The following is a 25,311-nucleotide window of genomic DNA, read 5'->3' on the forward strand; positions in this document are numbered from 1 at the left end:
TGCGTCAACCAGGCAGTATCTTTTCAGACGTTGTCGAGACGCAATTCGGGGGCGCAGGAAAACTTCTGATCCCGCGGCCAGACCAGCTCACACCAACATCTCCATCGGGATCGCCGCGAACGCTCGCGTGACCAGCCGGGGTCTGATCATCTGGTACCGAGGCTGCAGTGACTCCGGCGCACCGTGGACTTGACCACCGAACTCGCCGGTCAGAAGGTCAAGCACGGCCGCGGCGACTTCTCCCACCGACTGGTCCACGCTCGACAGCCCGATTGCGGCAGCAACGGGTGTGTTGTCGTAGCCCGTCACCGGCACCCGCTCAGGGTTGGCGATCATCGCCCCCAGGGCCAGCGAGTCGCTCGCACAGAGAACTGCGTCCAGCGGCCCTGCCCTGCGTCGCAGGTCCTGCATCGCAGCGGTGCCCTCAGCGACACCATCGACGGTGACTGCCTCGAGTGCGATCAGGCCAGCCTCGGTCACGTCGCCGCGTTCGTGCATCGCATCGTGCCAGCCGCGGCGCCGGTCATCGCCGGTATCCGCCGAGCTGGGCCAGCCAATGTAGCCGATACGCCGCGCACCGGCATTCTGCACCGCCCGCGTCGCCTCATACAACCCGGCCCAGCCGTCGACATCCACCCAGAGGTGCTGCGGGTTGCTCACGTCGTCGGCCCCCCAGGGCCGCCCAAAGGTCACGAAGGCGATCTTGTTCTCGATCAGCCACTTCGTGCGGGGGTCGCCAGCAAAAGTGGAAGTAAGCACGAAGCCGTCCACGTCGGCCCCGTCGTTCAGGCGCTGCAACTGGATGATCTCGTCCTCGGGGCTGGTGGCGGTGAACAGCAACACCCGTAAACCCTGCTTGTCGGCCTGCTCGGTCAACGCGTGCAAAAACCGATCCAGCACAGACCCCGATATGCCGTCGATCATCGGATCCAGCCGAATGCCAATGGTGGAGCTGCGTCGGGTGCGCAATCGCCGCGCCGAGGCGTGCGGGCGGTAGCCCAGCTGCGCAATCGCAGCCTCGACCCGTTCGCGCGTATCGGCGCGCACAATGCCGGGCGAGTTCATCACATTTGAAACGGTCTGGCGGGAAACGCCTGCCGCGAGTGCAACATCCGTCACCGTGGGCATCGAAGCCATAGTCGATCCTCCCCACGAACCTTCAGAATATATCGACCCAATATTGATTCTCCACAGGCTACCGCTTTTGCATTGGCTGAAGCCTCGCTGCATTGGATCGATCCAAGAAATTATTTGATCGATCAAATAAAGTCAGCTTCTGTGAACACCACACAAGATCTGCGCACCGTAGCGCGATAGAAGGAGCATCAAGATGCAACGACGCAACTCCCGCTTGCTGATCGGCGCCGGTCTCACCGTGGTCGGTGCCCTCACCCTCAGCGCGTGTGGTTCCGGATCCGGTTTCAGCAGTGACTCCGCCACCACCGGAGGCGAACTCACCAGCGACTCCTCCCAGGGTCTCTCGGTTCTGATCGGCTCGAGTGGGGACGCCGAGACCGCTGCCGTCAACGCCGCCGTGGCCGCCTGGGCCAAGACCTCCGGCACCAACGCCGAGGTCAGCGTCGCGAGCGACCTCAATCAGCAGCTCGCCCAGGGCTTCGCCGCGCAGAAGCCTGCCGACGTGTTCTACCTCTCGACAGATGCCCTTGCCGGGTACGCGTCGAACGGCTCGCTGCTCACCTACGGTGACAACCTGGCCAACAAAGACGACTTTTACCCCAGCCTGGTCAGTGCCTTCACCTATGACGGCGAGTTCTACTGTGCCCCGAAGGACTTTTCCACCCTGCAGCTGCTCATCAACACGGATCTCTGGGCCCAGGCCGGGCTCACGGACGCCGACATCCCCACCACCTGGAACGAGCTCGCGACGGTGAGCGCAACGCTGACCACCGACTCCCAGGTGGGCCTCGCCCTCGGCAGCGAATACGCCCGCCTGGGCGCGTTCATGGCCCAGGCCGGCGGCAGCCTGATGAACGAGGACAGCACCGAGGCCACCGCAAACAGCCCGGAGAATGTTGCGGGCCTCGAATACGCGCAGACGCTCCTCAACGACGGCGTGATGAGCTATGCCAGCGAGATCGGTGCAGGTTGGGGCGGTGAGGCGTTCGGAAAGCAGCTGTCCGCCATGACAATCGAGGGCAACTGGATCACCGGCGCGATGACGAACGACTTCCCCGACGTCAACTACACGGTGGCCGAACTGCCGGCAGGCCCAGAGGGCAAAGGCACCCTGCAGTTCACCAACTGTTGGGGCATCGCCGCCGACAGCCCCAACCAGACCGCGGCCCTGAACTTGGTGGAACAGCTCACCAGCAAGGACGCCCAACTGACCTTCTCCGAGGAGTTTGGTCCGATGCCCTCGATCATGTCGGCCGCCGCCGAGTGGAAGAGCGCCAACCCCACCCTGATTCCGTTCCTGGACGGCGCGGACTATGCCCAGGGCGTGCCCATTGTGCAGGGCGCCGCGGATGTCGTGAGCGACCTGAACGCACAGCTCGAGTCACTCAAAACCGGGAACGCGCAAGCAATCCTCGACTCCACGCAGAAGAACCTTCAAGCGCTACTGAAGTAGCCCCATGTCGATGCCTGCACGCACGCCTCACCGTTCCGGTATCCGGGGCGGTGAGGCCGCCTCGGGGTGGCTCTTCACAGCCCCGATGATCATCCTGCTCGGGATGTTTTTGGTCATCCCCGTGCTGATGGCCCTCTGGGTCAGCTTCTCCGACTGGAACGGTCGCGGCAGTCCTTTTTCCGGCTCCGTTGCTTTTGTGGGCTTGGACAATTATTCCGCTCTGGTCGGCGGCGGCGGCCTCGCCGAACAGGACTTCGGCACAGCGTTACGCAACAACGCCTGGTACGTCCTTTTAGTCGTACCGATCCAGACGACGCTGTCCCTGTTCCTGGCTGTTTTGGTCAACCGGCAGATCTTGCGCGGCCGCGGCTTCTTCCGCACCGCGTTCTACTTCCCGTCGGTCACCAGTTCTGTGGCCATCACGGTGCTGTGGCTGTTCCTGTTCAGCGCCAGTGGCGCCGTCAACAAACTGCTCTCCTTCATCGGCGTCAACGGACCGAACTGGTTCAACGACCCCAGCGGAGTGCTGCACAACATCCTCGAGGCGTTGGGCGTCGAGACGGGCCCGGCCGTCCTCACCGGCAACTCGTTCCTCGGTATCTCGTTCTGGGAATGGCTGGCCGGGCCATCCGTTGCCATGAGCGCCTTCATTTTAATGGCCGTGTTCACCACCAGCGGCACGTTCATGCTGTTGTTCATCGCCGCACTGCAGAACCTCAGCGGAGATGTCGTCGAGGCCGCCATAATGGACGGCGCCAACGGTTGGCAACGATTCTGGCAAGTCACCCTCCCCCAACTGCGGCCGACCCTGTTCACCGTGCTCACACTCGGCCTGATCGGTGCCTGGCAGGTCTTCGACCAGATCTACACCGGCACCCAGGGCGGGCCAGGCAAGACCACGCTCACCCCGGCCTACCTCTCCTACCAGGCCGCCTTCACCAACCAGGCCTGGGGCCAGGGCGCCGCGATCGCGTTCATCCTGTTCGTGATCATCGTGGTCTTCACCCTGTTTCAACGTTGGCTACTGGCCGAACGCGCCGTCTCCGCCCGGCGGATGCGCTTGTACCTGAAAACCCCAATCTCCGGAGGTTTCAAATGACCACCACCGTGAGAACCCGCATGCGCCCCAGCACCGCCTCACAGCGACTGCGCAACCTAAGCCGGCCGCAGCTACCCACCAGCGCGATCGCCGGCCGGTCGCTGCTGTACGCGATCCTGATCGTGCTCGCGATGATCTACATCGCTCCCTTCCTCGTGCAGGTCGCCACCTCTTTCAAAACGGATGTCGAAGCAGCCACCAATCCCATCTCACTGCTACCGCAGACCTTTTCGACGTCCGCGTACGAGAGGTTGTTCCTCAACTCGGACTTCCCGATCTGGTTCCAGAACTCCGCAATCGTCACGGTCTTCGTCACGCTTGGCCGCGTGTTCTTCAATTCTCTGGCCGGCTACGCCCTGGCCCGGCTGCATTTTCGAGGCCGCAATGTGATCTTCGCGCTGCTCATCGCTGTGATGAGCGTGCCCGGGGTGGTGCTGCTGATTCCCAAGTTCCTGGTGATCAACCAACTCGGCATCTACGACACCTATGTGGCCATGATCGTGCCGCTGCTCACCGACGCCGCGGGCGTCTTCATCATGAAGAACTTCTTCGAATCGATCCCGGCAAGCGTCGAAGAGCAAGCACGCATCGACGGGGCAGGCAACTTCCGAGTGTTCTGGTCGATCGTGCTACCGATGGCCCGGCCGGCCCTGGTCACGATCATCATCCTGTCGTTTCAGGGCTCCTGGAATGAGCTGTCGCACTTCATCGTGGCCACGCAATCACCCGAATTGACCACACTCACCAAGGGAGTGGCCTCGCTGGCCTCCGGGCAGCTGAGTCAGGGCACCCAATACCCGCTCAAGCTCGCTGCTGCGGCAATCATGACCATCCCGGTCGCGGTGATGTTCTTCATCTTCCAAAAACGCATCATGAACACCACCGACGGCGCCGTGAAGGAGTAGTCGGCGCCCTTCGTTTTTTCCCCCAGATCACACCACAACACCTTGGAGTCGTACCTCACTCATGCTCTCTCACCCTGTCCAGCCGTTGCTCCATAATTCCGCCATTGTTTTGGCCGCTCCAACCCAGGCATGGTCTGGGTCCGACGGACAAACGACGCTTCCTATCCATGGCTTGTACCACTCCGACACCCGTGTCCTCTCCGGCTGGAGCCTGCGGGTCGGCGGGTCTGCGGGCGAGCCGATCGGCTCAGCTGCTCGCGGCGCTGGCGAGATGACGTTCAGTGCGCTGCTGCGCCACCTTGACGATCGCACCGCCGACCCGCGGTTGCGATTGGAGGTTACCCGCAAAGTCACGGCCGGCCACCTGACCGAGAGCATCACTCTTATTTCCGGACTGCAACACGCAATTGACACGACTGTTTCCGTGCGCCTGGTTCCCGATTTCGCGGATATGCAGATCGTCAAAGCCGGCCTTGGTGGCGGCGCGGCGCACGTCACGTCTGGGACAGCCGATCTACCCGAGGCCCCGGTCATCACCGTGAAAGAGACGGGCACCGGCATCCACCTGGCCACCCCGACCGTGGCGGCTCTGGTGAGCCTGAGCGATGACGGTGTGCCGAGCACAGCGGCCGCAGAAGTTGGCGGTGACTGGTCGGTCACTGTTCCCGCCCGCGGCAGCGTCACCGTGGAGTGGACGATCGACATCGAGCACTCAACGACCGTGGTGCAGGCGGCCTCGGGCCTGCCCGAGTGGGCCGGGGTATCGGTGAGCTCCGGCGACGCACGCCTGGACCGCTGGGTGCAGCGCGCACTCGACGATCTCTCCGGCCTGCGGATGGCAACGACGGCACAGCCGGATGAGCCATTCCTCGCCGCCGGCGCTCCTTGGTTCTTCACCCTGTTCGGCCGGGACTCACTCTGGGCTGCCCGGTTCCTACTCCCCCTCGGCACCGAGATCGCGGCCTCCACCCTACGGTTACTCGCCCAGCTGCAGGGCACCCGGATTAACGCCGAGACCGCGGAACAGCCCGGCAAAATCATGCACGAGCTGCGGCCTGCCGCGTTCACGATCCCTGGCGAAGACATGTCACTGCCGCCGCTCTACTACGGCACCGTCGACGCCACTCCCCTGTGGGTCTGCCTACTGGCCGACGCCCACCGCTGGGGCATGGCCGATGCCGAGGTCGAGGCCCTCCTGCCACACCTCGAGGCGGCTCTGGGTTGGATGCGCGACTTCGGCGACAGCGACGGTGACGGATTTCTCGAGTACGTCGACAGCACCGGGCACGGGCTCGCCAACCAGGGCTGGAAGGACTCCGGTGACTCCATCCAGTGGCGTGACGGAAGCCTCGCCGCCGGACCTATCGCTCTCTGCGAGGTCCAGGCCTACGCCTACCAAGCCGCGATCGATGGCGCCGACCTGCTCGACACCTTTAACCGGCCCGGCGGCGACACCTGGCGCGCCTGGGCCGAGGAGCTCAAGACCCGGTTCCGCCAGTCGTTCTGGATCGACTCCCCACAGGGCCGTTACCCGGCTGTGGCCTTGGACGCCCTCAAGCGCCCGGTCGACACCGTCACCAGCAACATCGGCCACCTCCTCGGAACAGGACTACTCACCGCCGAAGAGTCCGCTCTCGTCGCTGCCCGTCTGGTCTCTCCCGAACTCAACTCCGGCTACGGCCTTCGCACAATGTCCACCGACTCGGCCGGGTACTGGCCGGTGAGCTACCACGGCGGCTCGGTCTGGACCCACGACACCGCGATTGCCATCGCCGGGCTCGGCCGCGCCGGCTTCGGAGCCGAGGCAGGCGTTTTGATCACCGGCCTGCTCGCAGCGGCCGAGTCGTTTGACTACCGGATGCCCGAACTCCACTCCGGCGACGCCTCCACTGCTGTCACCGCGGCGGGTTCCTACCCTGCCGCCTGCCGCCCGCAGGCCTGGTCCGCTGCAGCCGCAGTGTGCGTGCTCAGCACCGTGCTCGGCCTCGAACCGAACCCGGTGACGGGCGAGGTGACTTCCACTCCGATCAGCCCCGCCATCGTTGGAAACGTCACGCTGAATGGCCTCACTGCCACTCTCCGAGTCAGCTGAGGATGCCCTCGCTCACCCTGCCAGCGGGTCGGCCGATGACGGTAACCACGTCAACATCCTGATGAAAGCCCCGCCGGAATCCTCCGGTGGGGCTTTTTCACACCCCAAATCGTCTCCGAAATGACGCGGTCATCGTCGAAAACGCGACGGGTGACAATCCATGATCGCCGACCGAATCCAGCCCTAAAATCGCTCGACGACACTAGGAGCATCCACCCGGCATGCCGTGACCAAATGCAGCGAGCGCTGATGACATTCGGTCGGAACGAGCAATAATTTGTGAGGCGTAAGGTGAGCTCCTGAACATACCGCGGGCTTCGGCCGGGAGCCTCAAAGCCTGGCTTATACAAGACGGTGGAGACCGGCAGGGTGTCTAGGTGGGCCCGCCGCGGCCACGGCCGACAAGACTCATTCATGGTGGCGCGTGATGTGCCTGACCGGTGTCGACTATTTCTCCACGTTGGGTTATCAGCCGGCGATCGCGGCTCTAGCCGCGGGGCTGCTCTCGCCCATCGCCACCATCGTGCTGGTCGCCCTTACCCTGTTCGGCGCTTTGCCGGTGTACCGGCGGGTGGCTGCCGAAAGCTTCCGCGGATCCGGCTCCATCCACATGCTGGAAAAACTGCTGCCGTGGTGGTCCGGCAAGATCTTCGTACTGGTTCTGCTCGGATTCGCTGCGACGGACTTCATGATCACCATCACCCTGTCGGCGGCCGATACCTAAACGCGGCCGCGGTCAAAGTGCCAGATCGCTGCAGGCTTAAATAAGGCCTCTCGGCGTGCCGCAGTCGCTGACTCAAGCCGTGTTACCCACTGGTAGAAACCAGACGTGAACACGACCAGTCCGGCATATTTTCACCACCGAATTCCGCTTGGGGGCTCCCCTTTTCGGGAGTTGATGTATTCGTACGTACCCATTACCGCTGCTTCGCGCGAACTAAACGCTGGCTTTTTTCAAGAACGCGGTTTTCGTTGCCGCACAGTTCATGGAAACATGCCGGTTACCAGGAGATCGAACGACTGGCAACTATTTCAGACCCGGGTTAGTCGGCCTCGCGTGCGCGACTGAAGAGAAAGCGACGGCGCCGTGTCCGGCGTGCGTGGTTTTCGACCGCTAGAGGTGCGGCAAGAGTTGATAATGCGGGTGTCCGCACGAGTTCAACATGGGAATACACCGCACATTCAATAATGAATTCGTGAACAGATAAACCGCGCCCGAAGAACGGATTCCGACGGAACCTCGCCTCTTTCCCGCATGTTTTGCACCGACAAATTAGGTGAATAAGTTCGGGCGCACCCCTCCTAGCCGTTCTCGGACCCCATTTCCCAGTTCGAACTCTGATGTACAAGGTGCCGTTAGCATGGTCGTCAAGATCCGCGCCCAGCCAGATTCCGTCAACGACAATACCCTTACGGTCTATCGGGTCGATAAGCACGGCAGGAACGTGTCCAAACTGGTTGACCCGGACCAAAACTATCGAGGGCGCGCGGGAGGCTTCCTCGTGACGAAGAACAACCGTCACAACACGTACATTTATCAATAGATCGTTCCTTCGAAATTGCAAGACACGGAGGACCATGGACCGATGATCTTCCGCAAACGCGCCGCTCCCGGTCATCGAAACGCACAGAATGGGCCACTTACTGCCCCCTCAAGCCCACAAGGCATGTCCAAGCCGCGCGTGGCGATCTTTGGGACGACCGCGCGGTCGCGAGTTCACTGTAAGAGCGTGAATCCGAGCGCACCATGCACTCGATTTTCGGGCCATCGATCCGGTCACGCCCATCGCGTGGTTTCCGAAACGTGTGCGTCTTGAATTTGACAGTTAAAACACAAGGCAGAACACAAACATCTATATGCACTCTAGCAACTGCCCCACATTTCAGATACCGGGTTCGGTGTGAACATAACGGTGCAACTGTTGAGGTGGGCCTGTTCAATATTCCACCGTTCAGCGAATGCGCCGCGAAAGACGGAAAGACGATAGCAATGCAAAAACTATGCATACTATGGCCAGCGCGGTGAATGCTCCCGCGCTCGAAACATCAAAGTCCCCGACAGAGATGGCTATTCCGTAAAAATCGTTTAGCGCAGATACCGCCTCGGATTTTCCGTCAGTGAGAGCTTCCGCCGAATGCGCGGTGAACGGCTGCCGAAGGAGCATCGCTGCCTGGGCGAAAGGCATCGCGTTCATGACATTCACGACGCTTGCCGGAAGAGTACCAGCAGGAATATAGGCACCCGCCAGGAAACCAATGACCGTTCCAACAATGGTGCTCATCGCCGCGAAAGCACTATTGGACCGAACGAACGTCACGATAAATCCGGAGAGAGCAGAAAACGCGGCGGCAGCGACAACGACAACGACATAGCCAAGGGCAAGAAGCAGTTCGGTCGCCGTCATCGTAGCGTTGCCGCGAATGGCCGTATACCCCTGCGATATCGAGACGACAACCACGGTCATGACGATAGAAACGATGAAGCTAGAGGTCATGTAGCCGAAGATCAGGCTGGCGCGCCGAATAGGCGAGACGAGAAAGTCTTTGAAGCGACCGCTAGAGGAGTCTTCAATGAAAACGCTCAACGCAGCGAGTCCGGTTGTCAGGATTGTGATCATCGTGATTCCGGCAAAGACCCACGCGTCAACGAAAGCCTGAACCTCAGCATTTGTTGCAGTTGGAAAGCGCGATTGCAGGTTGTCGACCTGCAGACTGCCCAAAACCAATGCATAAAGACCGATGAGGATCAGCGCAGAAAGCAGCGAAAAGAAAACCGCGGTCCGATCCCGGAAAAAAATGCGCAAGTTACGGCGAGCAAGAATCAGTGCACTCATGCGGTCGCTCGATTCGAGGTCACGGACAGGAATACATCGTCCATCGTCCCGTGCCGGAACTCGAAGTCATCCACGATCAGTCGGTTGTCGCGCAGAAATTTAAGAGCTTCCGCGGATCCGCCAACCGCGATGCGCGCAGCTCCGGCGGCACGGGTGACCGCAAATCCTTGGCTTGCGCACGCCTCGTGCAGTTGCTCCACATCGTCGGACGTAACGGAAAGAATACTTGAGCTGTACGTCTTGCGGAGATCAGCGGGGGTGCCCTGGACAACTAATTCGCCTGCATGAATAATAGAAATTTGATCCGCCTCTTCTGTCTCCTCCATGTAGTGCGTTGTGAGGAACACAGTCATACCTTGAGTGGAACGCAGGGACCGGATTGTCTCCCATACCTGCTCGCGGCTTTGCGGATCGAGCCCCGCTGTTGGCTCGTCTAAGAACAGTAAAACGGGCTCATGTATGAGCGCTCGCGCAATGTCGACCCGGCGCTTCTGTCCGCCTGAGAGCAGCCCATACGGGCGGTCAAGAAATTCTCCCAGGTCGATCATGTTGGCGAGTTCTGCAATACGCCGCGCGCGATCGACTCTCCGCATCGCATAAAAGGCCGCTCGATCGGCGAGGTTCTCCCGGACTGTCAGACTCGGGTCCAAAAGCGAGGCTTGAAAGACGACACCGATATTTCGACGGATCTGCTCATCATCACGGCCAACCGTCATGCCGGCGATCTTGATCGTTCCGGAGTCGGCAGATGACACCGTCGTCAAACACGAAATAGTTGTACTTTTCCCAGCACCGTTTGTCCCGAGAAAAGCAAATATGCTGCCCTCCGAGACTGAGAAAGACAGGTCTTTTACGGCCTTGAGAGAGCCAAAACTCTTGGATAAATGGCTAACATGAATCACGCGTGTTGTTCCCCCGGATAAATCGCCTAATTGTTTATGGCCTGGGGTGTGACATAGCAACTCCCCCCAGCGCCGAAAAGACTCTAACAGGTAGCGAGTCGGGCATCAATACATCCTTCGAGATCTCGATACCATCGGCGTATCTCAGGCGAGAACCGCGTCTCGTATCCCCTGAATACGCGACACGTGGTTGCCCTCGAGTCTTGCGGATTGAGTGCGCGATCGTTCCCACATCATCACGACTGCTCAGGATTAATAGTACGTTCTCTGGTCGCGTCCCTGCGTTGGACACCGCAAATACCTGGGATAAGTGCCTGTCGAGTAGCGACGCGGAATGTTGAAAACGTGCAAAACATGCATATCGTTCCCGCTCTCATTCTCATCTAAGTCGTCGGTATTATCTGCATATGTTGCAGATCGCGAAGTTTGACCTCGGATACCTCTGGGTCAAGCGCATTGTGGCGATTTTCGGAGTGATCGTCACCGCCGGGGCCGCCATCGCAACCGGAGCGATGCTGATTCACGGGCATCCGGCGTACATCGTTCTGCTCGCGGCGTCTCTCGTCATTAGTTCGGCTGTCGCCGTGCGGTCGTGGTCCTTACTCGCACCGCGCAAGCCCGTCTATCGTGGGCACAGAGTGGTTCAGGCGGTATTGATTGCACTGAGCTCTCTCATGATCGCGGCGGTTGCCTGGCTGGTGCCCCAGTCGGCCGAAGCTCCAGCACTGGCTGCCATGAAGTCCGACCGCATAGTCACGGTGACGGAGGACGCCACCGAAATCGTGATGAGGCCAACGGGCGTCGAAAGCCCCGTGGGAGTGTTCTTTCAGCCCGGCACTCGAGTCGATGCTCGGGCTTATTCCGCGATTCTTCGACCACTGGTTGAGTCGGGGCACCTGATGGTTATTGCCAAGCAACCCCTCGGAGTTGCTTTTCTGTCTACGGGAGCGTTTGCAGCGGCCCGGGCCGCGCATCATCCGGTCAATCGCTGGGTTGTCGGAGGTCACTCCCTCGGCGGACTTGTGGCGGCGACAGACGCTGAAACTTTTGCCGGGACCGCTCGCGACCCGGTCGTCGGGCTGCTGCTCTTCGCCTCCTACCCAGCGACGAACATGGCTCAGGTGAACGTCGCCGTGTTGTCGATCTCGGGGTCGAACGATGGCTTGTCAACCCCAGCCAAAATTGCTGCAGCGAAGCCGGCGCTCCCGGCCGCCGCCCGCTACCTCGTGGTGGAAGGCGGAGTTCACGCCTTCTTCGGAGACTACGGGCGTCAGGATGGGGACGGCAAACCCGCCATCAGTCACGAACAGGCTCGCACGCAGATTGCTGCCGAAAGCGTCGCGTTTGTGAACGGGATCGGCGGCTAATTGTTCTCGCCCACAGTGCAGTGCGCCCTGGCTGGTACGAGTCCGGCGAGCACAGAGCGGGCTGTGTTCTCGCATCAAGGGTGTCAGATTCCAAGACGTGGGCATCTTCCACTTAAAAAAAGGTTTGACCCCTAAGATTTGAGCGAATTGCGGATTACCCGAGACTGGCACCACTGATCGAAGGCAAATCGTGAAATATCTTGTAGCTACAGTGCGACTTTCTGTCGCGATACTGGGCACGGTGGCGATTCTGTCGACATTTTTCGACACGGCCACGCGCGCGACGATCAACCCGTTCAACTTCTTCGGGTTTTTCACCATGCAAAGCAACATTATTCTGGTTGTTGTGCTGCTGGTCGCCGCGGTCGTGTCCCTCTCCGGACGACCCCAATCCCGGTCGTTGATGTTGGCGCGAGGTTGTGCGACAACCTACATAGTCATCACCGGCGTCGTGTATAACGTGTTGTTGGCTGGACTTGAAGGTGGCGTGTCGCTCGCGTGGGCCAACTCCGTCTTGCACGTAATCCTGCCCCTCTATGCCGCACTGGATTGGGTGATCTTCAGCGACCGCAGTGCCCTTCCGCTCCATAAAATATGGGTCGCGCTGGTCTACCCCATCGTGTGGATCATCGTTGTCACCATTCGCGGGGCAACCGACGGATGGGTACCCTACCCATTCCTCGATCCCGCACAGGGCTACGGCGTCGTCATGATCTACGCTCTGGCCATTGCTATCGCAACTGTCGTCTTTGCTGCAATTATCTGGGCCATCAGTCGATTGCAGCTCGTGAGTAATTTCACACCTGGCGATGGTTCCGAAACCCGGCTCTCGGAACTTGGGCTGCCCCCCATCATTCACAGATGACAGCCCCGATAGTCGATAAACACTTCGACATGGTTGCAAGCCGAACTCGAGTCATATTCCGCGCGGCTCCCGAAGTGCAATCTGTCTTATAACCGATGTGTTTCGACACGCGGAGGGCACGAGACACCGCCGGTCTGAACCGAATTGGGGCGCAGCTACCCGCAGAGACTCCACTTCGCGATCAATGAGACGGCCGTCGCGAATGCATCGTGACCGGGCCTGTTCAAGAATGCGTGATGAGTGCCCTGCAGGACGTGGTGCTGTACGTCTACTCCGTAGGTGGAAAGTTCTAATGCGAATGTGTCACCGGACGCGCGCATGTTGTCCTTCTCTGCGTTGATTGAGAGGGTTCTCGGAAACCGGTGCAGGTCGTGACCGCCGGGGAACGCGAATCTATTAGCGAGTACGGCCTCTGAACCGGCGTAGTTGCGGTTCATCGCATTCAGGCCCCAGACGGAATGTGTGATCCGGCGGTGACCGCGAGCCCGCTGCTGGACGTCATCTGTTCGCTGGTGCCTGGCATGGAAAAACCCGAATGCAAGTACGGCACCGACCGGGGGTAGACCTTCGTCGGTGGCGCGAAGGGTTGCGGCAGCGGCGAGGCAGGCTCCAGCGCTCGCTCCACCCAGAATCACTCCCTGGGGTGACCGCGCACGCACCTTACGGTACGCGGCGAGCACATCGTTGAGTGGCAACGGAAAGCGCCCCCTGGACAGGCCCGCACGTGTCTTCATCCAGCTCAAACCCGGAGGCGGAGCAAGTCGGTAGTCCACTGTCGCGACCGTCATCCCGTGCCGGGCGAGCGATTGTGCAACGGCATGCGCTTCAGGCTGATCGAGACCGCCTCGGAAAAAACCGCCTCCATGCAGCCAGAGCAAGGTTGGCCCAGCTGCTGTCGGGCCGATGGGCGTTGGTTCGTACCAGCGAACTGGAACCAAATCGTGAGAACTGACATCGGTTGCAGAGACGGTCCGCGCCGGGCTACGCAACCGCAACGTCGCCTGCTTCAGGGGTATCGGCGTTGCGAATCTTGGGTGCCCATCCTGAGAGGATGGCTGCAGTAGCTAGTGCCAATTGACCGACGTACGGCAGGACTGCCGAAGCGATCGACGTACTGGCGCCATTCGTTCCGAAGGTGTCAGCTATCGACATCCCAATACTGAAACCCGCGAAGAAGCGGAAGAAGACTGCGCCGCCGATGATGCTCAGCAAGAGCATCGACACTCGTCTTGGTGTCATCCACATCTGGCTCCGTCGTGCCGCGAGAATAAAGACAGTCACCGCTAAACCACCCCAGAATGCCGCCCACAACGTCACGCCGACTATTGCCGTCGATGGACTGAACTGATCGACCTCAATCATTCGCGCGTAAATAGCGTCGAAACTCAGCGCCGGCACTTTCGACTGCGGGTTCCATACCAGAAGATCGACCGCACCGATCACGATCACCATGCCAACTGCAGCAACACCGAGCAAAGCGACTGGGATCCTCTTCGAACGGCTGGCTACACGTCGTTCTAGTGAGATCGGGGATGGACCGGTCACCACCACGAGCCCTACCAGGAACCCGAACGCTGACAAGAGGATTCCGGCCAGCATCACAGTCCGATGGGGGTCGAAGGTGACGGCCAGGGCGATTGTAACGGGGCCTGTCACGGCAGCCGCTGTAGCAATTCTGGCAAGGGTTGATCGGGCCATGATCGCAGCACGGCCGAAGTACAGCACGCCGACCAAGACGGCCAGTATCGCCAGACGAAAGCTGATCCACGCAACTGCGCTGAGTGTGACGAGCGCCTGCGGAGAGACATCGCGTCCCTCGGGCACGATTCCACCGTTGGTGAGCCACGCTCCCGTAAGAACAACCGCCGCGGCCGCGAAAAGTCCAAGTCCTCGGCGCGTGAGACGGCGCGGCACTGCGCCGCGAGGCTCCATTGTGTGTGCGGGCAGATCGCGGTCAATCGTCAAAGTGAGCGCTGCAGCCCCGCGAGCGATGTCGCGTCGCCGGAGACCGGCATCCGCCGCGGCCAATGAGTCTGCGCGCCATTCCTCGAGATAGCGGGCGCGTACGGCGCCGGGCAGCATGAGCGCAATGATGCGAAGAACCACGTCGCTCTTCATGCGAGGGTCCCAGCCGCGATCTCACTCGGGACGGCAACGACTCGGACCGCCCGTGCGCGACCGCGCAATTCAGCCGCGGCGACCACTTCCCTCGCGGCCGCAGCTCCATCCGAAGTCAACTCGTAAAGGCGTCTACGTGGACCAGTCCGTTCGGAATCATCCTCCCAATTTGATGTCACCCATCCCGATCCTTCCAACCGCTCCAAAATGGGGTACACACTGCCTGCCGGGCGACCCGTCTTTTTCACGACGAGCAGCCCCCAGATGGGCGCTTCGCCACCAAGAAAGACATTCAGCACATCGACGGTGGCCGGAGTGACACGACTGAGAGGAACCATGACGTGAAACTACCACTATATATATAGAGATGCATTGTCCGATTTCAAACAGCGCACTCGATGGCCTGGACGCACCCCGACGCGCTCTCTACTGGGGAGCAATAGTCGGTCAGTTCCGCGCCAGGTCGACACGCCACCACGGACCCTGGCTCTGTGCCCTCGAGGGTCCGCCAATCGCGAATATAGCGAGAATCAGAGGACCAGTCCCGACTGAATAAGTCAGGGCGAGGACCGGGGCGAAGGCGTGCCGCGTCGTGTAGCGGCGGCGCAACTAGAAGTCGTGGTCGCGCAGCCAGGAGAGGAGCTCGTCCTCACGCCGGGAGGTGTCGGACTGTTGCCACGCGCCCAGGTCTCGCTCATCGACGAGGAGGCCGTCGCGCAGGTAGACGACGCGGTCGGCGCGGGCAGCGCACGCGGGGTCATGGGTGACCATCATGATCGTGGCGCCGTCCCGATGCACGCCGGTGAGGGCGTCCATCACCTCGAGGGTCATGCTGCTGTTCAGGGCTCCGGTGGGCTCGTCGGCGAAGAGCACTGCGGGCTTGGTGGCCAGAGCCCGGCAGATCGACGCGCGTTGCAGCTGGCCGCCCGACACCTGGGTGATGCCGTGGTGGGCGACGTGCGCGATGTCGAATCGCTCGAGCATCGCGTCGACGCGGGCTTCGACTTCGGCGCGGGCTGTGGGCTGTGCCTTGAGCGCGGGCAGCAGAATGTTGTCGCGCAGATTGAAGTTGGACAAGAAGTACGCCTGCTGGAAGATGAAACCCATCTTGGTGAGCCGAGTGTGGCTCATGGCGCGTTCGCTCAGCTTGGTGAGGTCGAGGTCGCCGAGGCGCACGTGGCCCGCGGTCGGCCGGTCCATTCCGCTGATGCAGTACAGCAGCGTGGATTTTCCGGAGCCCGAGGCGCCCATGACGGCGAGGAATTCGCCTTGGCGAACGGCGAGATCGATGCCGTTGAGCACTCGGGTGGGCGGCTCGGTCGAGTGGTAGGTCTTTTCCAGGCCGGTCGTGACGAGGGCGGTGGTGACGAGCGCGGGAGAAGTCGAAGGTGCTTCGGAGAGCGTCATGGGTGATCCGTTCGGGGATTCGTGATTCGCGGGACGGGGCGTGTGCATCATGCGCGCAGCCACGCGCTCGTGTCGCCGCGACGCAGCCGCGACGACACGACCACGGCACTGATCGTGCCGACGGCGATGAGCAGCAGCGGGTAGGCCACATAGACGAGCAGCGGGTTCGGAATAAACGCCAGGTTCGAGATGCCGAGACCGGCGAAAGAGATCGCTGCGCCCACGAGAGCCTCGCCGAGGGTCGCAGCGACGACGACGCCGAGCAGGGTGCCGATCACGACGGTGAGGATCCCCTTGAACCGTAGCTGTGCCGCGAGCTCCGATCCGGAGAATCCGAGCGCGGAGAGGATACCGGAGCGGCGCTTCTCGCGGGCGAGACGCAGGGTGAGATTCAGGGTCGTGATGAGCGCGGCGACCCCGATCGCGAACACGATGGCGAGAAGCGCCGCGTTGAAGAGAGCACTGGTGACGTAGCTGAGGGTCTGCGAGACGTACTCGCGCATCGGCACGACGGTCGCGGCCGGGAACCGGTCGCCGTAGTCGGTGGCGATCACGGTGGGGTCCTGCCCGGCGGCGGCGGTGGCGTAGTAGATGTAGCCGGTGACAACACCGGTCGCGTCGCCCGCCATCTTGGCGGTCTGGCCGCCGCTGGTGATGTCCTGATAGACACCATTCACTGTCAGGGCCACCTCGCTTCCGTCACGGCGCACCGTGAACGCGTCGTCGACGTCGACACCGAATCGGTCGGCGTTGAGCACCGACAGCGATATCTCCCCGGCGGAGGGTGGCCCGCCTCGCAGGTACTGGATCGTGTTCCCCGAGTAGTCCCCGACCTCGACGCGCATCGACTCCCACCCCTTGTCCCCGTGCGTCTCGACAAGTTCGTTGGCGAACCTGTGCACCTGGGCGAGACGGGAGTCGGTGGCAAATGCCGTATCCGCTTCCTCCCGCACCTGCTCCAGATCGCCGGAGAATTGCAGGTCGAGACGCAGGTCACTCTCGGGCGCACCCATGTAGGTTACGAACTTCGGGCTCTGGAAAGTGGTGAGCAGGTTCGTCGGCAACGTGATCAGAACCACGGCGAGCAGGAAGACGAGCGGCAGCAGCATCCACTGGCCGGCCTCGGAGCGGAGGTCGACGAGCGAGATTCGACGGCCCAGGTCGCCGCCGCCGTACGAGGCGAACGCCGAGCGGCGCACCCGGCGGGCAAGCCGCATCCCGCGTCGGGCGGTTTGCCGCTCGTTGAGGGTCGAGCCGTGGACGAGGGCGCTGACGACCTCAATGCGATTGATTATGCGCAGCACGCGGCGGCAAATTGCGATGACGACGAGGAACACCGTGGCGAGCGCGGCGATCGGAACGAAAAAGGTCAGGGCTGTGACGGGGGCGGTGGCGTAGCTCGCCTGCATGCCGCTGGTGAGCGCCTGCGACGCGACGATCGCGAGCCCTCCGCCGATCACGCAGGCGATGAGCGTCATCGCGCTGTATTTCGACAAGTACAGACCGGAGATGGTCGAGTTCGGCAGGCCGATCGCTTTCATCGCGCCGATCTGATGAACCTCGTCCTGCAACGTGCCGCGGATGACGAAGCGCACGTTGAGGAGGGCGATGGCGATGAGTAGCAGGCTCACGAACATCAATGCGATCGCGACCAGGCCGTCGCTGATGGCGTTGATGATGCGGATCATGTCGCCAGTGACGGCCTGCCCGTTCTTCGGCAATGACTGATCCGACTCGTAGGCGGCCTGGAAATCACTCGCCTGTGCCGCGTCGGTGAGCCGGTACTCAACGATGATCTCGGGACTACCACCGCTCGTGCCCAGTCGCTCGAAATCGGCGTCGGAGACGAGAAACCGCGTCGCGGAGGAGAGCGATGAGGCCATTTGCGAATCACGCACAAAGCCCGCGATGACAAAGTCCTCGATGCCGAGATCAGTGCGGATGCGCAGTTCGTCACCGGCTTGCAGCCCGAAGCGCTGCTGATAGGCGACAGGCACAAAGGCCTCACCGTCAGCCGGGTACGCGATGGCGCTGTCGGTATCGAGCAGGAAATCGAACGCGGTGTTCTGCGTGACGAAGAGGTTGTCGATAAGGCTCTCCGCCAGGGTGCCGGACTCCGTCGTGCCCGGTCGAGCCCAGGCGATTGCGGCGCTGTCGTAACCGACCATGTCCTCGATAAGCCACGAGTCGATTTCCGGATGCGCGGTGGCGAAGGCATCCAGTGCCGCTTTGTCGTAAGCACCCTTATGCATTTGCAAGAAGTGAGGCGGCTTGGCTTGATCGAACAAGGCGTTCACCGAGCCGAGCGTGCGCTCCATCACCATCGCGCCGCTCGCCATCAGGAAGGCGCTAAGGACGAGGACCACGAGCAAAGCGATGTTCACGCCGGGGTTCTTGCGCAGGTCGTTGAGCGTGTACTTGAAATGCATGTGCTGCGGTGCCTCCGACGACAAGACCCCGATACCGATACCGATACCGATACCGAGGATTTGGAGCGACATCCGGGTGAGTACCACGTGATACACGATGTCGAGAACGATGTTGAACAGGTCGACGCCGGCGACATTCCGCGTCTCCCTGCGTTTGCGCAGCGCGTGGGTCCACAGTCCGCTGAGACCGTAGATGTACAGGATATCGAGGACCCCCTCCCAGAAATTACCACGGAACCAGATCTCCAGGACGCCCTCTCGACGACCGGCGACCAGAGAGATACCGCGGGCCGACACGGCGGGGAGGAGCAAGACTCCATATGGCGAGAACCAACACAGGGCATACGCAAGCGGCCGAAAAAGTCAGCAACCACCCCTGTCAGGAAGACCGATTTGCGGATACTCTTCGCCGCAGGCGCGCGTGCGTGCGATCCATGCCAATGCATTTGGCTGAAGGCTACGTATCAGCGCTGTCGCACTAATCGTCGGGATCGTCCCGATGGGCGAAAACCCATAGGAGTGAATCGTGAAGAAGAACATCAAACTGGTGCTCGGCGCGAGCGCAGCCGCGCTAATCGCCGTGTCGTTGGGCGCTGCACCGGCATCAGCGCATGTGCCGAAATCGGTGCGCGGCAACGTAGTGCTGACCGCCCACCTCACGGAGCTGAACGACTCGGGAGCGTCGGGTAGAGCGGTCGCCATTGTTCGCGGCGAGACAATCCGGGCGATCGGAATCCGCGCGCGGGGTTTGACGCCCGACGCTCCCCACGCTCAGCACATCCACTATGGCGAACAGGCCATGAACGAATGCCCCACGCTGGCGTTGGACGCAAACGGCGACGGGCGACTGAACACCGCCGAGGGGGTACCGGCCTACGGCCCCGTTGTGGTGTCCCTGAACACCAGCGGAGACACCACGCCGGCCAGTTTCCTCGACGTTACCCGGTTCCCCGTCGCGAAAAACGGCTCCTATAGCTACCTTCGCACCAACATCCGCTTCACGGACGTAGCCGGAATCGGATACCCAGGAGCCGAAGGGCTCGGCACCGCCGCGCAAATCGCCGAAGCCATCCGCGCCGGCGAGGGCGTCGTAGTCATCCACGGAAACGACTACGACGGCAACGGCACGTACAACCTCAGCGATCCCGAGGGTGCGAGCGAACTCAACCCAGCTCTCCCCGCCGAGGTAACCGACCCGGTCGCCTGCGGAGTCCTGCGCTAGCTGCGAGCGTCCGGCCAAGACTGAGGTCCAGGCACCGTGCGAGCGCCCACAGCGCCGCATGGTCCTGGACCTCAGCCTTCGACAGAAGGTCAAGACCCTGGCTCGCCTGCGCCAGGGTCATGTCTTCCTGGTTCATCTTTTCCGGTCTCCTCGAGAAGGCTAGCCCTGGCGTCACGAGTGACCTACCTTGGTATCAGTGGCATGCCCCGGCGGTTAATTCATACCGACGAATGTCGGCGGGCGCCGCTATCGAGTAAGGGAGCTCACCGTGGCCTACAACGTCGCACAGAAACTCATCGCATCACACCTGGTCTCCGGGGAGATGGTGCCGGGAACCGAAATCGGCCTGCACATCGACCAGACCCTCACCCAGGACGCGACCGGCACCCTGGTCATGCTGGAGTTGGAGGCGTTGGGACTGGATCGCGCTCGCACGGAGGTTTCCGTGCAGTACGTCGACCACAACCTGTTGCAGGCCGATAGTAAGAACGCGGAGGACCACGATTTTCTCCGCTCCGCCTGCCAACGGTTCGGCCTGTGGTTTTCGAAGGCCGGCAACGGGGTGTCACACCCCACGCACATGCAGCGCTTCGGTATCCCCGGCAAAACCATGGTTGGTTCCGACAGCCACACCCCGGCCGCCGGCTCACTGGGGATGCTGGCCATCGGCGTCGGCGGCACCGAGGTAGCCCTGGCCATAGCCGGCGAGCCCTTGTACATCAGGATGCCCGAAATCTGGGGCGTGAAGCTCACCGGACAATTGCCGCCGTGGACCAGCGCCAAAGACGTCATCCTCGAAATGCTGCGCCGGCACGGCGTCAAGGGAGGCGTCAATCGGATCGTCGAATACTACGGCCCCGGCCTCGCAACCCTGACCGCGATGGATCGGCACGTGATCGCCAATATGGGCGCCGAACTGGGCGCGACCACCACCATTTTTCCGGCCGATGATCAAGTGCGAACCTTTCTGCGCGCCGAACAGCGCGAGCAGGATTTCACCGAACTGCTTGCGGACGAGGATGCGACCTACGACGTGACCGAAGAGATTGACCTGGCTTCGATCGTGCCGTTGATTGCGCTTCCCAGTTCGCCCGGCAACGTCGTGCCCGTACGCGAAGTGGCAGGGCGCCCGGTGGAACAGGTCGTGATCGGGTCCTCCGCGAATCCGGGCCTACGTGATTTCGCGATCGTTGCCGCGATCACGAAGGGGCGGCAGTCATTTCCCGGCCTGTCCCTCGACGTCAATCCCAGCTCCCGGCAGATTCTGCAGGACCTCACCATCATGGGGGCCACCCTGGATTTGATCGGGGCGGGCGCCCGGCTGCATCAATCCGGCTGCATGGGCTGCATCGGTATGGGCCAGGCCCCGGCGAATGGCAGCATCAGCCTGCGCACGATGCCGCGCAACTTTCCCGGTCGCTCGGGCACCCAGGAAGACTCGGTCTACCTGTGTTCGCCGGAGACCGCCGCCGCCGCTGCGCTGACAGGACAGATCACCGATCCGCGCGACCTGCCCGGGCTCTTCGGCTTGGAATATCCCCAGATCACGCTTCCGGCGGTGTCGAGCGTGAACCTGGCGATGCTCGAGAAGCCCTTACCTCCGGAGGAATCCATCGGGGTGCATCTAATCAAGGGCGAAAACATCTCTTCACTGCCGGTCTTCGGACCGCTCTCCGAGCGCATTGAGGCACCCGTCGCCCTGATCGTGGGTGATGACATTTCGACGGATGAGATCCTGCCGGCGGGTGCTCGCGTGCTTCCTTTCCGCAGCAACGTTCCCAAGCTCGCCGAGTTCACCTTCGACCAAGTCGACCCGACCTACCCGACTCGCGCCGCCCTCACCCGGGATACGACCGGCCACATGATCGTTGCAGGGGCCAATTATGGGCAAGGCTCCTCTCGAGAGCACGCCGCGATCACCCCGCGCTTTCTCGGACTGCGGGTGGTGCTGGCGGTCTCGTTCGCACGCATCCACTGGCAAAACCTGGCCAACTTCGGCGCGCTGGCGCTCCAGTTCGCGGATCCGGCCGATCACGATCGCATCGCGCAGGATGACGTGCTCGTGCTCGACGGGATCCGGGAGGCTCTCTCGAACGGAACGGAGATCCTCGTGCGCAACACAACGCGTGATGAGGTCTACTCCGTGCGCCACGAACTCTCGACCCGGCAAATCGAAATGCTCCTCGTCGGTGGCCTCATCCCGTGGCTGCGCACCCGGAGCGCGCGCGGAGCCGCCGATCCTGTGGAAACCAAATAGACCCGCACCGTTTGATGTCCCCAGGATTGGCGGCTCTATGCGCCCGGACCGGACGCACCAACCAGCCACACACGGCGATCACAGTACCGTTGACACGCGCGCAGCGGTAGCGGAGCATGGGGGAAATGAAAGTTGAGAACGACATGCAAAAGAAGTCGCTCACCGCACTCGTGCGCCACCATCTCAATCACGCACGGGACGCATCCAGTGGTCGCAGCGCGGAGACCGTATACGGCGGCCACGCGCACGTCCTCCGCCAAACGCTGATCGCTCTGCGTGCCGGTCAACACCTCGGAGAACACGACAACCTGGCCGAAGCGACCGTGCAGGTCCTCGAGGGGCGGGTCGTTCTCACCTCGGATGGCGCATCGTGGTCTGGATGGCGCGGGGACCTGATCACGATGCCGCCGGGCCGCAACTCGCTGGAGGCTGTCGAGGACGCGGTCATCTTGCTCACTGTAGCCAAGCTCATCGCTCCGGCGGCGTCCTGAGCCGATTGCACTCGACCGGTCGACGGCAGATAGTGCCGTTGACGGGATGGTCGCGGGGACGGAAACCGTCGTGCTCGACTACCCCCCAAGCACCACAACACTGAACATATCCACACGGGCACGGGAACCATCCCGTTCCTGCTAATGTCACCAACTTGGTGGCCCGGTACAACGAGACGCCGTTGCTGAGCGCCTCGATGACGCTATGGCTCTCTTATTTGTGGGCAAACGCCGATTTTGCGGCAAAGGAAAACCCCTGAGTCCCAGTTTTTACATGGGATTCAGGGGTTCGAATGGCTGCGGAGACGGTGGGATTTGAACCCTAATACTGCCTCAACGAAGCAACGGGATCGGCCCGAAACCCGCGGAATTACGCGACTTTTCAATCATCTGAGCCCGGTTGAATTTGAAGTATTCTGGTTCAAATGTTGCCAAAATGTTGCCACGGCCAGCACACAGAGAATCGACCACTACGTCGACGTGCACACCTGAATGCGCGCTCGCGGACGAAGAGCAAAGTCTAAGCGCCGCGACGATCCTCCTCGAAGCCTGGCGACGACAAGCTCGCGTTCGCCTCGTCCAAGTTCTGCAGGCCGGAGAGGGCGCGACTCTCTTCATGATTGACTCTGCTGACGACGCCGCAGTCGCTGCCGTGAAAGTTTCGGCCACGCCAATATGCGCAGAAGAGAACACTCACAGCTTTGCCTATGAGTGGGCGTGCGCGACCGGCAGTTGCGTCTAACGCTTCCACCCCACCTTCGAGAAGCTCACCGATCCCCACCTGCTCATCATCATGGGCCTGCCCGTCTGCTACCGGTGCCACCAGCGCTGCGAGAGGACGCGCATCGGCCACATCAGGCGTTTTAAGTGTGGAAACCCGGCCTGTAACGAGCTCATCCACCTCCACAGCTTCTATTCCGCGCAGGCCAACAAAACTGCAGCCTGTGGCGGCGCTAGAGTCTGTGCGCCTCAGGCTCGCGCCTTCTGAATCCCGGACTAACCCGACACCACCACCCGGCACGGGGTCGCGCGCTTGATAAATAGCTTGTCAAATACTCAGGACCGATAATGGTGATTATGTCAAATAACGCGGCATCTATTGCAACATTTGCAGAATAGGTCCCCCGGCACGAGACTCTCAACCAATACTTGCAAGCTGTGGCAGTATTCCCCGATGCCGGCAAAAATCCGGCGCCGCAGCCCTCAATGCAGTGAGCCGCACCACCTGCAAGACCTGTGCAGAGGCGACCGCCTTACCCCACAGCAGGTGACTCTCGTCCCACTCCCATGGGATCTCGACAAAGGCGCAAACATCGTCCGCTGACCAACGACCGAATTGTCCTCTGTTGGTCATCCAGCTTTCGCTGGCCAGGCTCTAGCTCGGGTAGATGGGACGGTCACAGCCAACAATGTTTGGAAAGGGGGGGGTGAGCCTCGCACGCATGTAGGCGTCGTGGCAGATGCCTTTATGGTGTGCTCAACGTGCGCGCTCTTGGAGAACTGACAGCCTCGGTTTGATCCCTGAGAGAGAGAACCCACCAATCCGAGAACGCCACCATCCCATCCGTGTCCGTCGTCAATTAACGCGATTTATAGTACACGTGGACTTTTCTTCAGGAAGCGTTGATGAAAACCGCTCGCAGATCGCCGTAAATGGAGGACTCGGTGGGGACCAGCAGCGGCGCCACCGAACCGCGGCTCACCGGCCTCCTACGGATACGGCGGATTACAACATTTCTATTGCTCGCTCGGTGGTAAGTACTACCCCGGCGATGTAGTTGAAGTTGATTAGGGCGGCCGCATACCCGTCGCCGAGTTCAGGGTGCTGTGCGGCGGCGGTCGCGTCGGCAACGACGGCCACGTCAAATCCCTGTTCTAACAGTTCACGGAGGTGACTTTCGATGCACAGGTTTGCTGACATTCCTGCGAGCAGAACCTTGCTAATTCCGCGTTTACGCAGCTGGAGCACGAGGTCGTTCTGCTCGGGCCCATAGATCTTGTGGGGACTACACACTACCGTCTTGCCGTCTTGCAGGAACGGTTTGTAGCGCTCTAGCCAATCAGCTCCTGAGCCAGAAAATCCGTCAAGATCCAAGGGCCCCGGTCGATCGAACATGCCGATCTCGTGCATCATTTTTTCCAAGGTTCCGCCGAATTCCCACTGGTGATCGTGGGGGAAATAATAATGCGGAGACACGAAAACCTCATACCCAGAGGCTTTGGCACTCACGAGCAACTGCTCAATGTGCTCGACGGTGTTATTCTCTTCGACGCTCTTACCGACCAGTTCCCAAGTCGCACCGGTGGGGCTGAGAAAATCGTTTTGTGGGTCCGTCAGCACGAGCGCTGTGGTGGATGTATCGAACAACATAAAAATTCTCCTTCATCAAAAGTCACGAGTAGCACGGCGGCATGCCCACTGATCTGACAGCGTAGACGTAACAGCCGTCCACACCAGCGCATTCGGTCGCCACCCGACCAGGCTGCGCCGTCCTCCTTGACATCGTTGCCAGGCCCTCCGGTGACGAGGCTGCCCCGAAAGGCTCGAACGGGTACGAGGGACAATTCCTCCCAGCCGATGAACGGTTCCGCTACGGCGCTGGCGGTAGAGCCAACCGCGAGCCAACCGCGATCCCGCCGCCCATCCCGCCGATCGTGGGAGCAGCCTGATTGTTAGGCCGTTTGCGCTGGAAGGCTCTGGTGAGTGCTGACCGCCAGACGGTTCCACACGTT

20 protein-coding genes and 1 pseudogene are annotated in these 25,311 nt (G+C 61.4%); 11 read left to right on the forward strand and 10 right to left on the reverse strand.

Annotated features, from left to right (window positions below):
* Positions 1-87 precede the first annotated feature (87 nt).
* Positions 88-1,137, reverse strand: coding sequence for a LacI family DNA-binding transcriptional regulator (locus tag E3T27_RS07740; protein ID WP_134572137.1), 1,050 nt, complete (start codon positions 1,135-1,137; stop codon positions 88-90).
* A gap of 193 nt (positions 1,138-1,330) precedes the next feature.
* Here E3T27_RS07740 and E3T27_RS07745 point away from each other — a divergent pair, with 193 nt between their 5' ends.
* The 6 genes and pseudogenes from E3T27_RS07745 to E3T27_RS07770 all read left to right on the forward strand — a co-directional run bounded on the left by E3T27_RS07745 (position 1,331) and on the right by E3T27_RS07770 (position 8,230).
* The gene (locus tag E3T27_RS07745; protein ID WP_134572138.1) at positions 1,331-2,590 is read left to right on the forward strand and encodes a sugar ABC transporter substrate-binding protein; all 1,260 of its coding nucleotides are present in this window, start codon (positions 1,331-1,333) and stop codon (positions 2,588-2,590) included.
* Between the two features lie 4 nt (positions 2,591-2,594).
* Positions 2,595-3,689, forward strand: a complete 1,095-nt coding sequence (locus tag E3T27_RS07750) for a carbohydrate ABC transporter permease (RefSeq protein ID WP_134572139.1) — start codon at positions 2,595-2,597, stop codon at positions 3,687-3,689.
* Positions 3,686-4,594 (forward strand): carbohydrate ABC transporter permease, encoded by a 909-nt coding sequence (locus E3T27_RS07755; protein WP_104196925.1) that lies wholly within the window; start codon positions 3,686-3,688, stop codon positions 4,592-4,594. The genes E3T27_RS07750 and E3T27_RS07755 overlap by 4 nt, the downstream gene beginning before the upstream one ends.
* Before the next feature lie 61 nt (positions 4,595-4,655).
* Positions 4,656-6,686, forward strand: coding sequence for a glycogen debranching N-terminal domain-containing protein (locus E3T27_RS07760; RefSeq protein ID WP_134572140.1), 2,031 nt, complete (start codon positions 4,656-4,658; stop codon positions 6,684-6,686).
* Between the two features lie 344 nt (positions 6,687-7,030).
* A pseudogene (locus tag E3T27_RS07765) lies at positions 7,031-7,404 on the forward strand (amino acid transporter); the annotation flags it as partial.
* Positions 7,405-8,047: 643 nt separating this feature from the next.
* On the forward strand, positions 8,048-8,230 hold the full coding sequence (locus tag E3T27_RS07770) for a hypothetical protein (RefSeq protein ID WP_104196927.1): 183 nt from the start codon (positions 8,048-8,050) through the stop codon (positions 8,228-8,230).
* Between the two features lie 408 nt (positions 8,231-8,638).
* On the opposite strand, the gene E3T27_RS07775 is transcribed toward E3T27_RS07770, so the two are convergent.
* On the reverse strand, positions 8,639-9,520 hold the full coding sequence (locus E3T27_RS07775) for an ABC transporter permease (protein WP_134572141.1): 882 nt from the start codon (positions 9,518-9,520) through the stop codon (positions 8,639-8,641).
* Entirely contained in the window at positions 9,517-10,422 is a 906-nt protein-coding gene (locus tag E3T27_RS07780) for an ABC transporter ATP-binding protein (protein WP_241992169.1), read from the reverse strand. Before E3T27_RS07780 ends, E3T27_RS07775 begins: the two co-directional genes overlap by 4 nt.
* Before the next feature lie 407 nt (positions 10,423-10,829).
* On the opposite strand from E3T27_RS07780, the gene E3T27_RS07785 reads away from it, so the two are divergent.
* Positions 10,830-11,789, forward strand: a complete 960-nt coding sequence (locus tag E3T27_RS07785; protein ID WP_134572143.1) for an alpha/beta hydrolase — start codon at positions 10,830-10,832, stop codon at positions 11,787-11,789.
* A gap of 190 nt (positions 11,790-11,979) precedes the next feature.
* A complete protein-coding gene (locus E3T27_RS07790) occupies positions 11,980-12,654 on the forward strand; it encodes a Pr6Pr family membrane protein (RefSeq protein ID WP_198416500.1) in 675 nt (224 codons plus the stop codon).
* A 155-nt stretch (positions 12,655-12,809) separates the two neighbouring features.
* On the opposite strand, the gene E3T27_RS07795 is transcribed toward E3T27_RS07790, so the two are convergent.
* From E3T27_RS07795 to E3T27_RS07815, 5 genes are all read right to left on the reverse strand, one after another.
* A complete protein-coding gene (locus tag E3T27_RS07795) occupies positions 12,810-13,649 on the reverse strand; it encodes an alpha/beta hydrolase (RefSeq protein ID WP_338144895.1) in 840 nt (279 codons plus the stop codon).
* Positions 13,636-14,772 carry a hypothetical protein gene (locus E3T27_RS07800; RefSeq protein WP_134572145.1) on the reverse strand — a complete coding sequence of 379 codons (1,137 nt, stop codon included), beginning with the start codon at positions 14,770-14,772 and terminating at the stop codon, positions 13,636-13,638. The genes E3T27_RS07795 and E3T27_RS07800 overlap by 14 nt, the downstream gene beginning before the upstream one ends.
* Positions 14,769-15,110, reverse strand: a complete 342-nt coding sequence (locus tag E3T27_RS07805) for a PadR family transcriptional regulator (RefSeq protein WP_104195691.1) — start codon at positions 15,108-15,110, stop codon at positions 14,769-14,771. The genes E3T27_RS07800 and E3T27_RS07805 overlap by 4 nt, the downstream gene beginning before the upstream one ends.
* A gap of 271 nt (positions 15,111-15,381) precedes the next feature.
* Positions 15,382-16,179, reverse strand: a complete 798-nt coding sequence (locus E3T27_RS07810; RefSeq protein WP_134572146.1) for an ABC transporter ATP-binding protein — start codon at positions 16,177-16,179, stop codon at positions 15,382-15,384.
* 47 nt (positions 16,180-16,226) lie between these two features.
* Positions 16,227-18,920, reverse strand: coding sequence for an FtsX-like permease family protein (locus E3T27_RS07815; RefSeq protein ID WP_241992170.1), 2,694 nt, complete (start codon positions 18,918-18,920; stop codon positions 16,227-16,229).
* A 214-nt stretch (positions 18,921-19,134) separates the two neighbouring features.
* On the opposite strand from E3T27_RS07815, the gene E3T27_RS07820 reads away from it, so the two are divergent.
* The 3 genes from E3T27_RS07820 (at position 19,135) to E3T27_RS07830 (ending at position 22,578) form a co-directional block, all read left to right on the forward strand.
* A complete protein-coding gene (locus E3T27_RS07820) occupies positions 19,135-19,830 on the forward strand; it encodes a hypothetical protein (RefSeq protein ID WP_134572147.1) in 696 nt (231 codons plus the stop codon).
* A 268-nt stretch (positions 19,831-20,098) separates the two neighbouring features.
* Positions 20,099-22,087, forward strand: a complete 1,989-nt coding sequence (locus E3T27_RS07825; RefSeq protein ID WP_134572148.1) for an aconitate hydratase — start codon at positions 20,099-20,101, stop codon at positions 22,085-22,087.
* A gap of 125 nt (positions 22,088-22,212) precedes the next feature.
* Entirely contained in the window at positions 22,213-22,578 is a 366-nt protein-coding gene (locus E3T27_RS07830) for a cupin domain-containing protein (RefSeq protein ID WP_233193103.1), read from the forward strand.
* 520 nt (positions 22,579-23,098) lie between these two features.
* Here E3T27_RS07830 and E3T27_RS07835 read toward each other — a convergent pair.
* Together E3T27_RS07835 and E3T27_RS07840 are read right to left on the reverse strand one after the other, a co-directional pair.
* A complete protein-coding gene (locus tag E3T27_RS07835; protein WP_134572149.1) occupies positions 23,099-23,479 on the reverse strand; it encodes a hypothetical protein in 381 nt (126 codons plus the stop codon).
* A gap of 825 nt (positions 23,480-24,304) precedes the next feature.
* A complete protein-coding gene (locus E3T27_RS07840) occupies positions 24,305-24,949 on the reverse strand; it encodes an isochorismatase family protein (RefSeq protein ID WP_134572150.1) in 645 nt (214 codons plus the stop codon).
* Between the last annotated feature and the right edge of the window lie 362 nt (positions 24,950-25,311).

The organism is Cryobacterium lyxosi (assembly GCF_004403345.1).
Lineage (GTDB): Bacteria > Actinomycetota > Actinomycetes > Actinomycetales > Microbacteriaceae > Cryobacterium > Cryobacterium lyxosi.

What these genes read in the sequence shown, in the direction of transcription:
- E3T27_RS07800 (WP_134572145.1), bottom strand. Translation starts at nt 14,772, where the DNA reads ATGAAGAGCGACGTGGTTCTTCGCATCATTGCGCTCATGCTGCCCGGC.
- E3T27_RS07750 (WP_134572139.1), top strand. Translation starts at nt 2,595, where the DNA reads ATGTCGATGCCTGCACGCACGCCTCACCGTTCCGGTATCCGGGGCGGT.
- E3T27_RS07810 (WP_134572146.1), bottom strand. Translation starts at nt 16,179, where the DNA reads ATGACGCTCTCCGAAGCACCTTCGACTTCTCCCGCGCTCGTCACCACC.
- E3T27_RS07785 (WP_134572143.1), top strand. Translation starts at nt 10,830, where the DNA reads ATGTTGCAGATCGCGAAGTTTGACCTCGGATACCTCTGGGTCAAGCGC.
- E3T27_RS07740 (WP_134572137.1), bottom strand. Translation starts at nt 1,137, where the DNA reads ATGGCTTCGATGCCCACGGTGACGGATGTTGCACTCGCGGCAGGCGTT.
- E3T27_RS07830 (WP_233193103.1), top strand. Translation starts at nt 22,213, where the DNA reads ATGAAAGTTGAGAACGACATGCAAAAGAAGTCGCTCACCGCACTCGTG.
- E3T27_RS07770 (WP_104196927.1), top strand. Translation starts at nt 8,048, where the DNA reads ATGGTCGTCAAGATCCGCGCCCAGCCAGATTCCGTCAACGACAATACC.
- E3T27_RS07840 (WP_134572150.1), bottom strand. Translation starts at nt 24,949, where the DNA reads ATGTTGTTCGATACATCCACCACAGCGCTCGTGCTGACGGACCCACAA.
- E3T27_RS07760 (WP_134572140.1), top strand. Translation starts at nt 4,656, where the DNA reads ATGCTCTCTCACCCTGTCCAGCCGTTGCTCCATAATTCCGCCATTGTT.
- E3T27_RS07775 (WP_134572141.1), bottom strand. Translation starts at nt 9,520, where the DNA reads ATGAGTGCACTGATTCTTGCTCGCCGTAACTTGCGCATTTTTTTCCGG.
- E3T27_RS07805 (WP_104195691.1), bottom strand. Translation starts at nt 15,110, where the DNA reads ATGGTTCCTCTCAGTCGTGTCACTCCGGCCACCGTCGATGTGCTGAAT.
- E3T27_RS07755 (WP_104196925.1), top strand. Translation starts at nt 3,686, where the DNA reads ATGACCACCACCGTGAGAACCCGCATGCGCCCCAGCACCGCCTCACAG.
- E3T27_RS07745 (WP_134572138.1), top strand. Translation starts at nt 1,331, where the DNA reads ATGCAACGACGCAACTCCCGCTTGCTGATCGGCGCCGGTCTCACCGTG.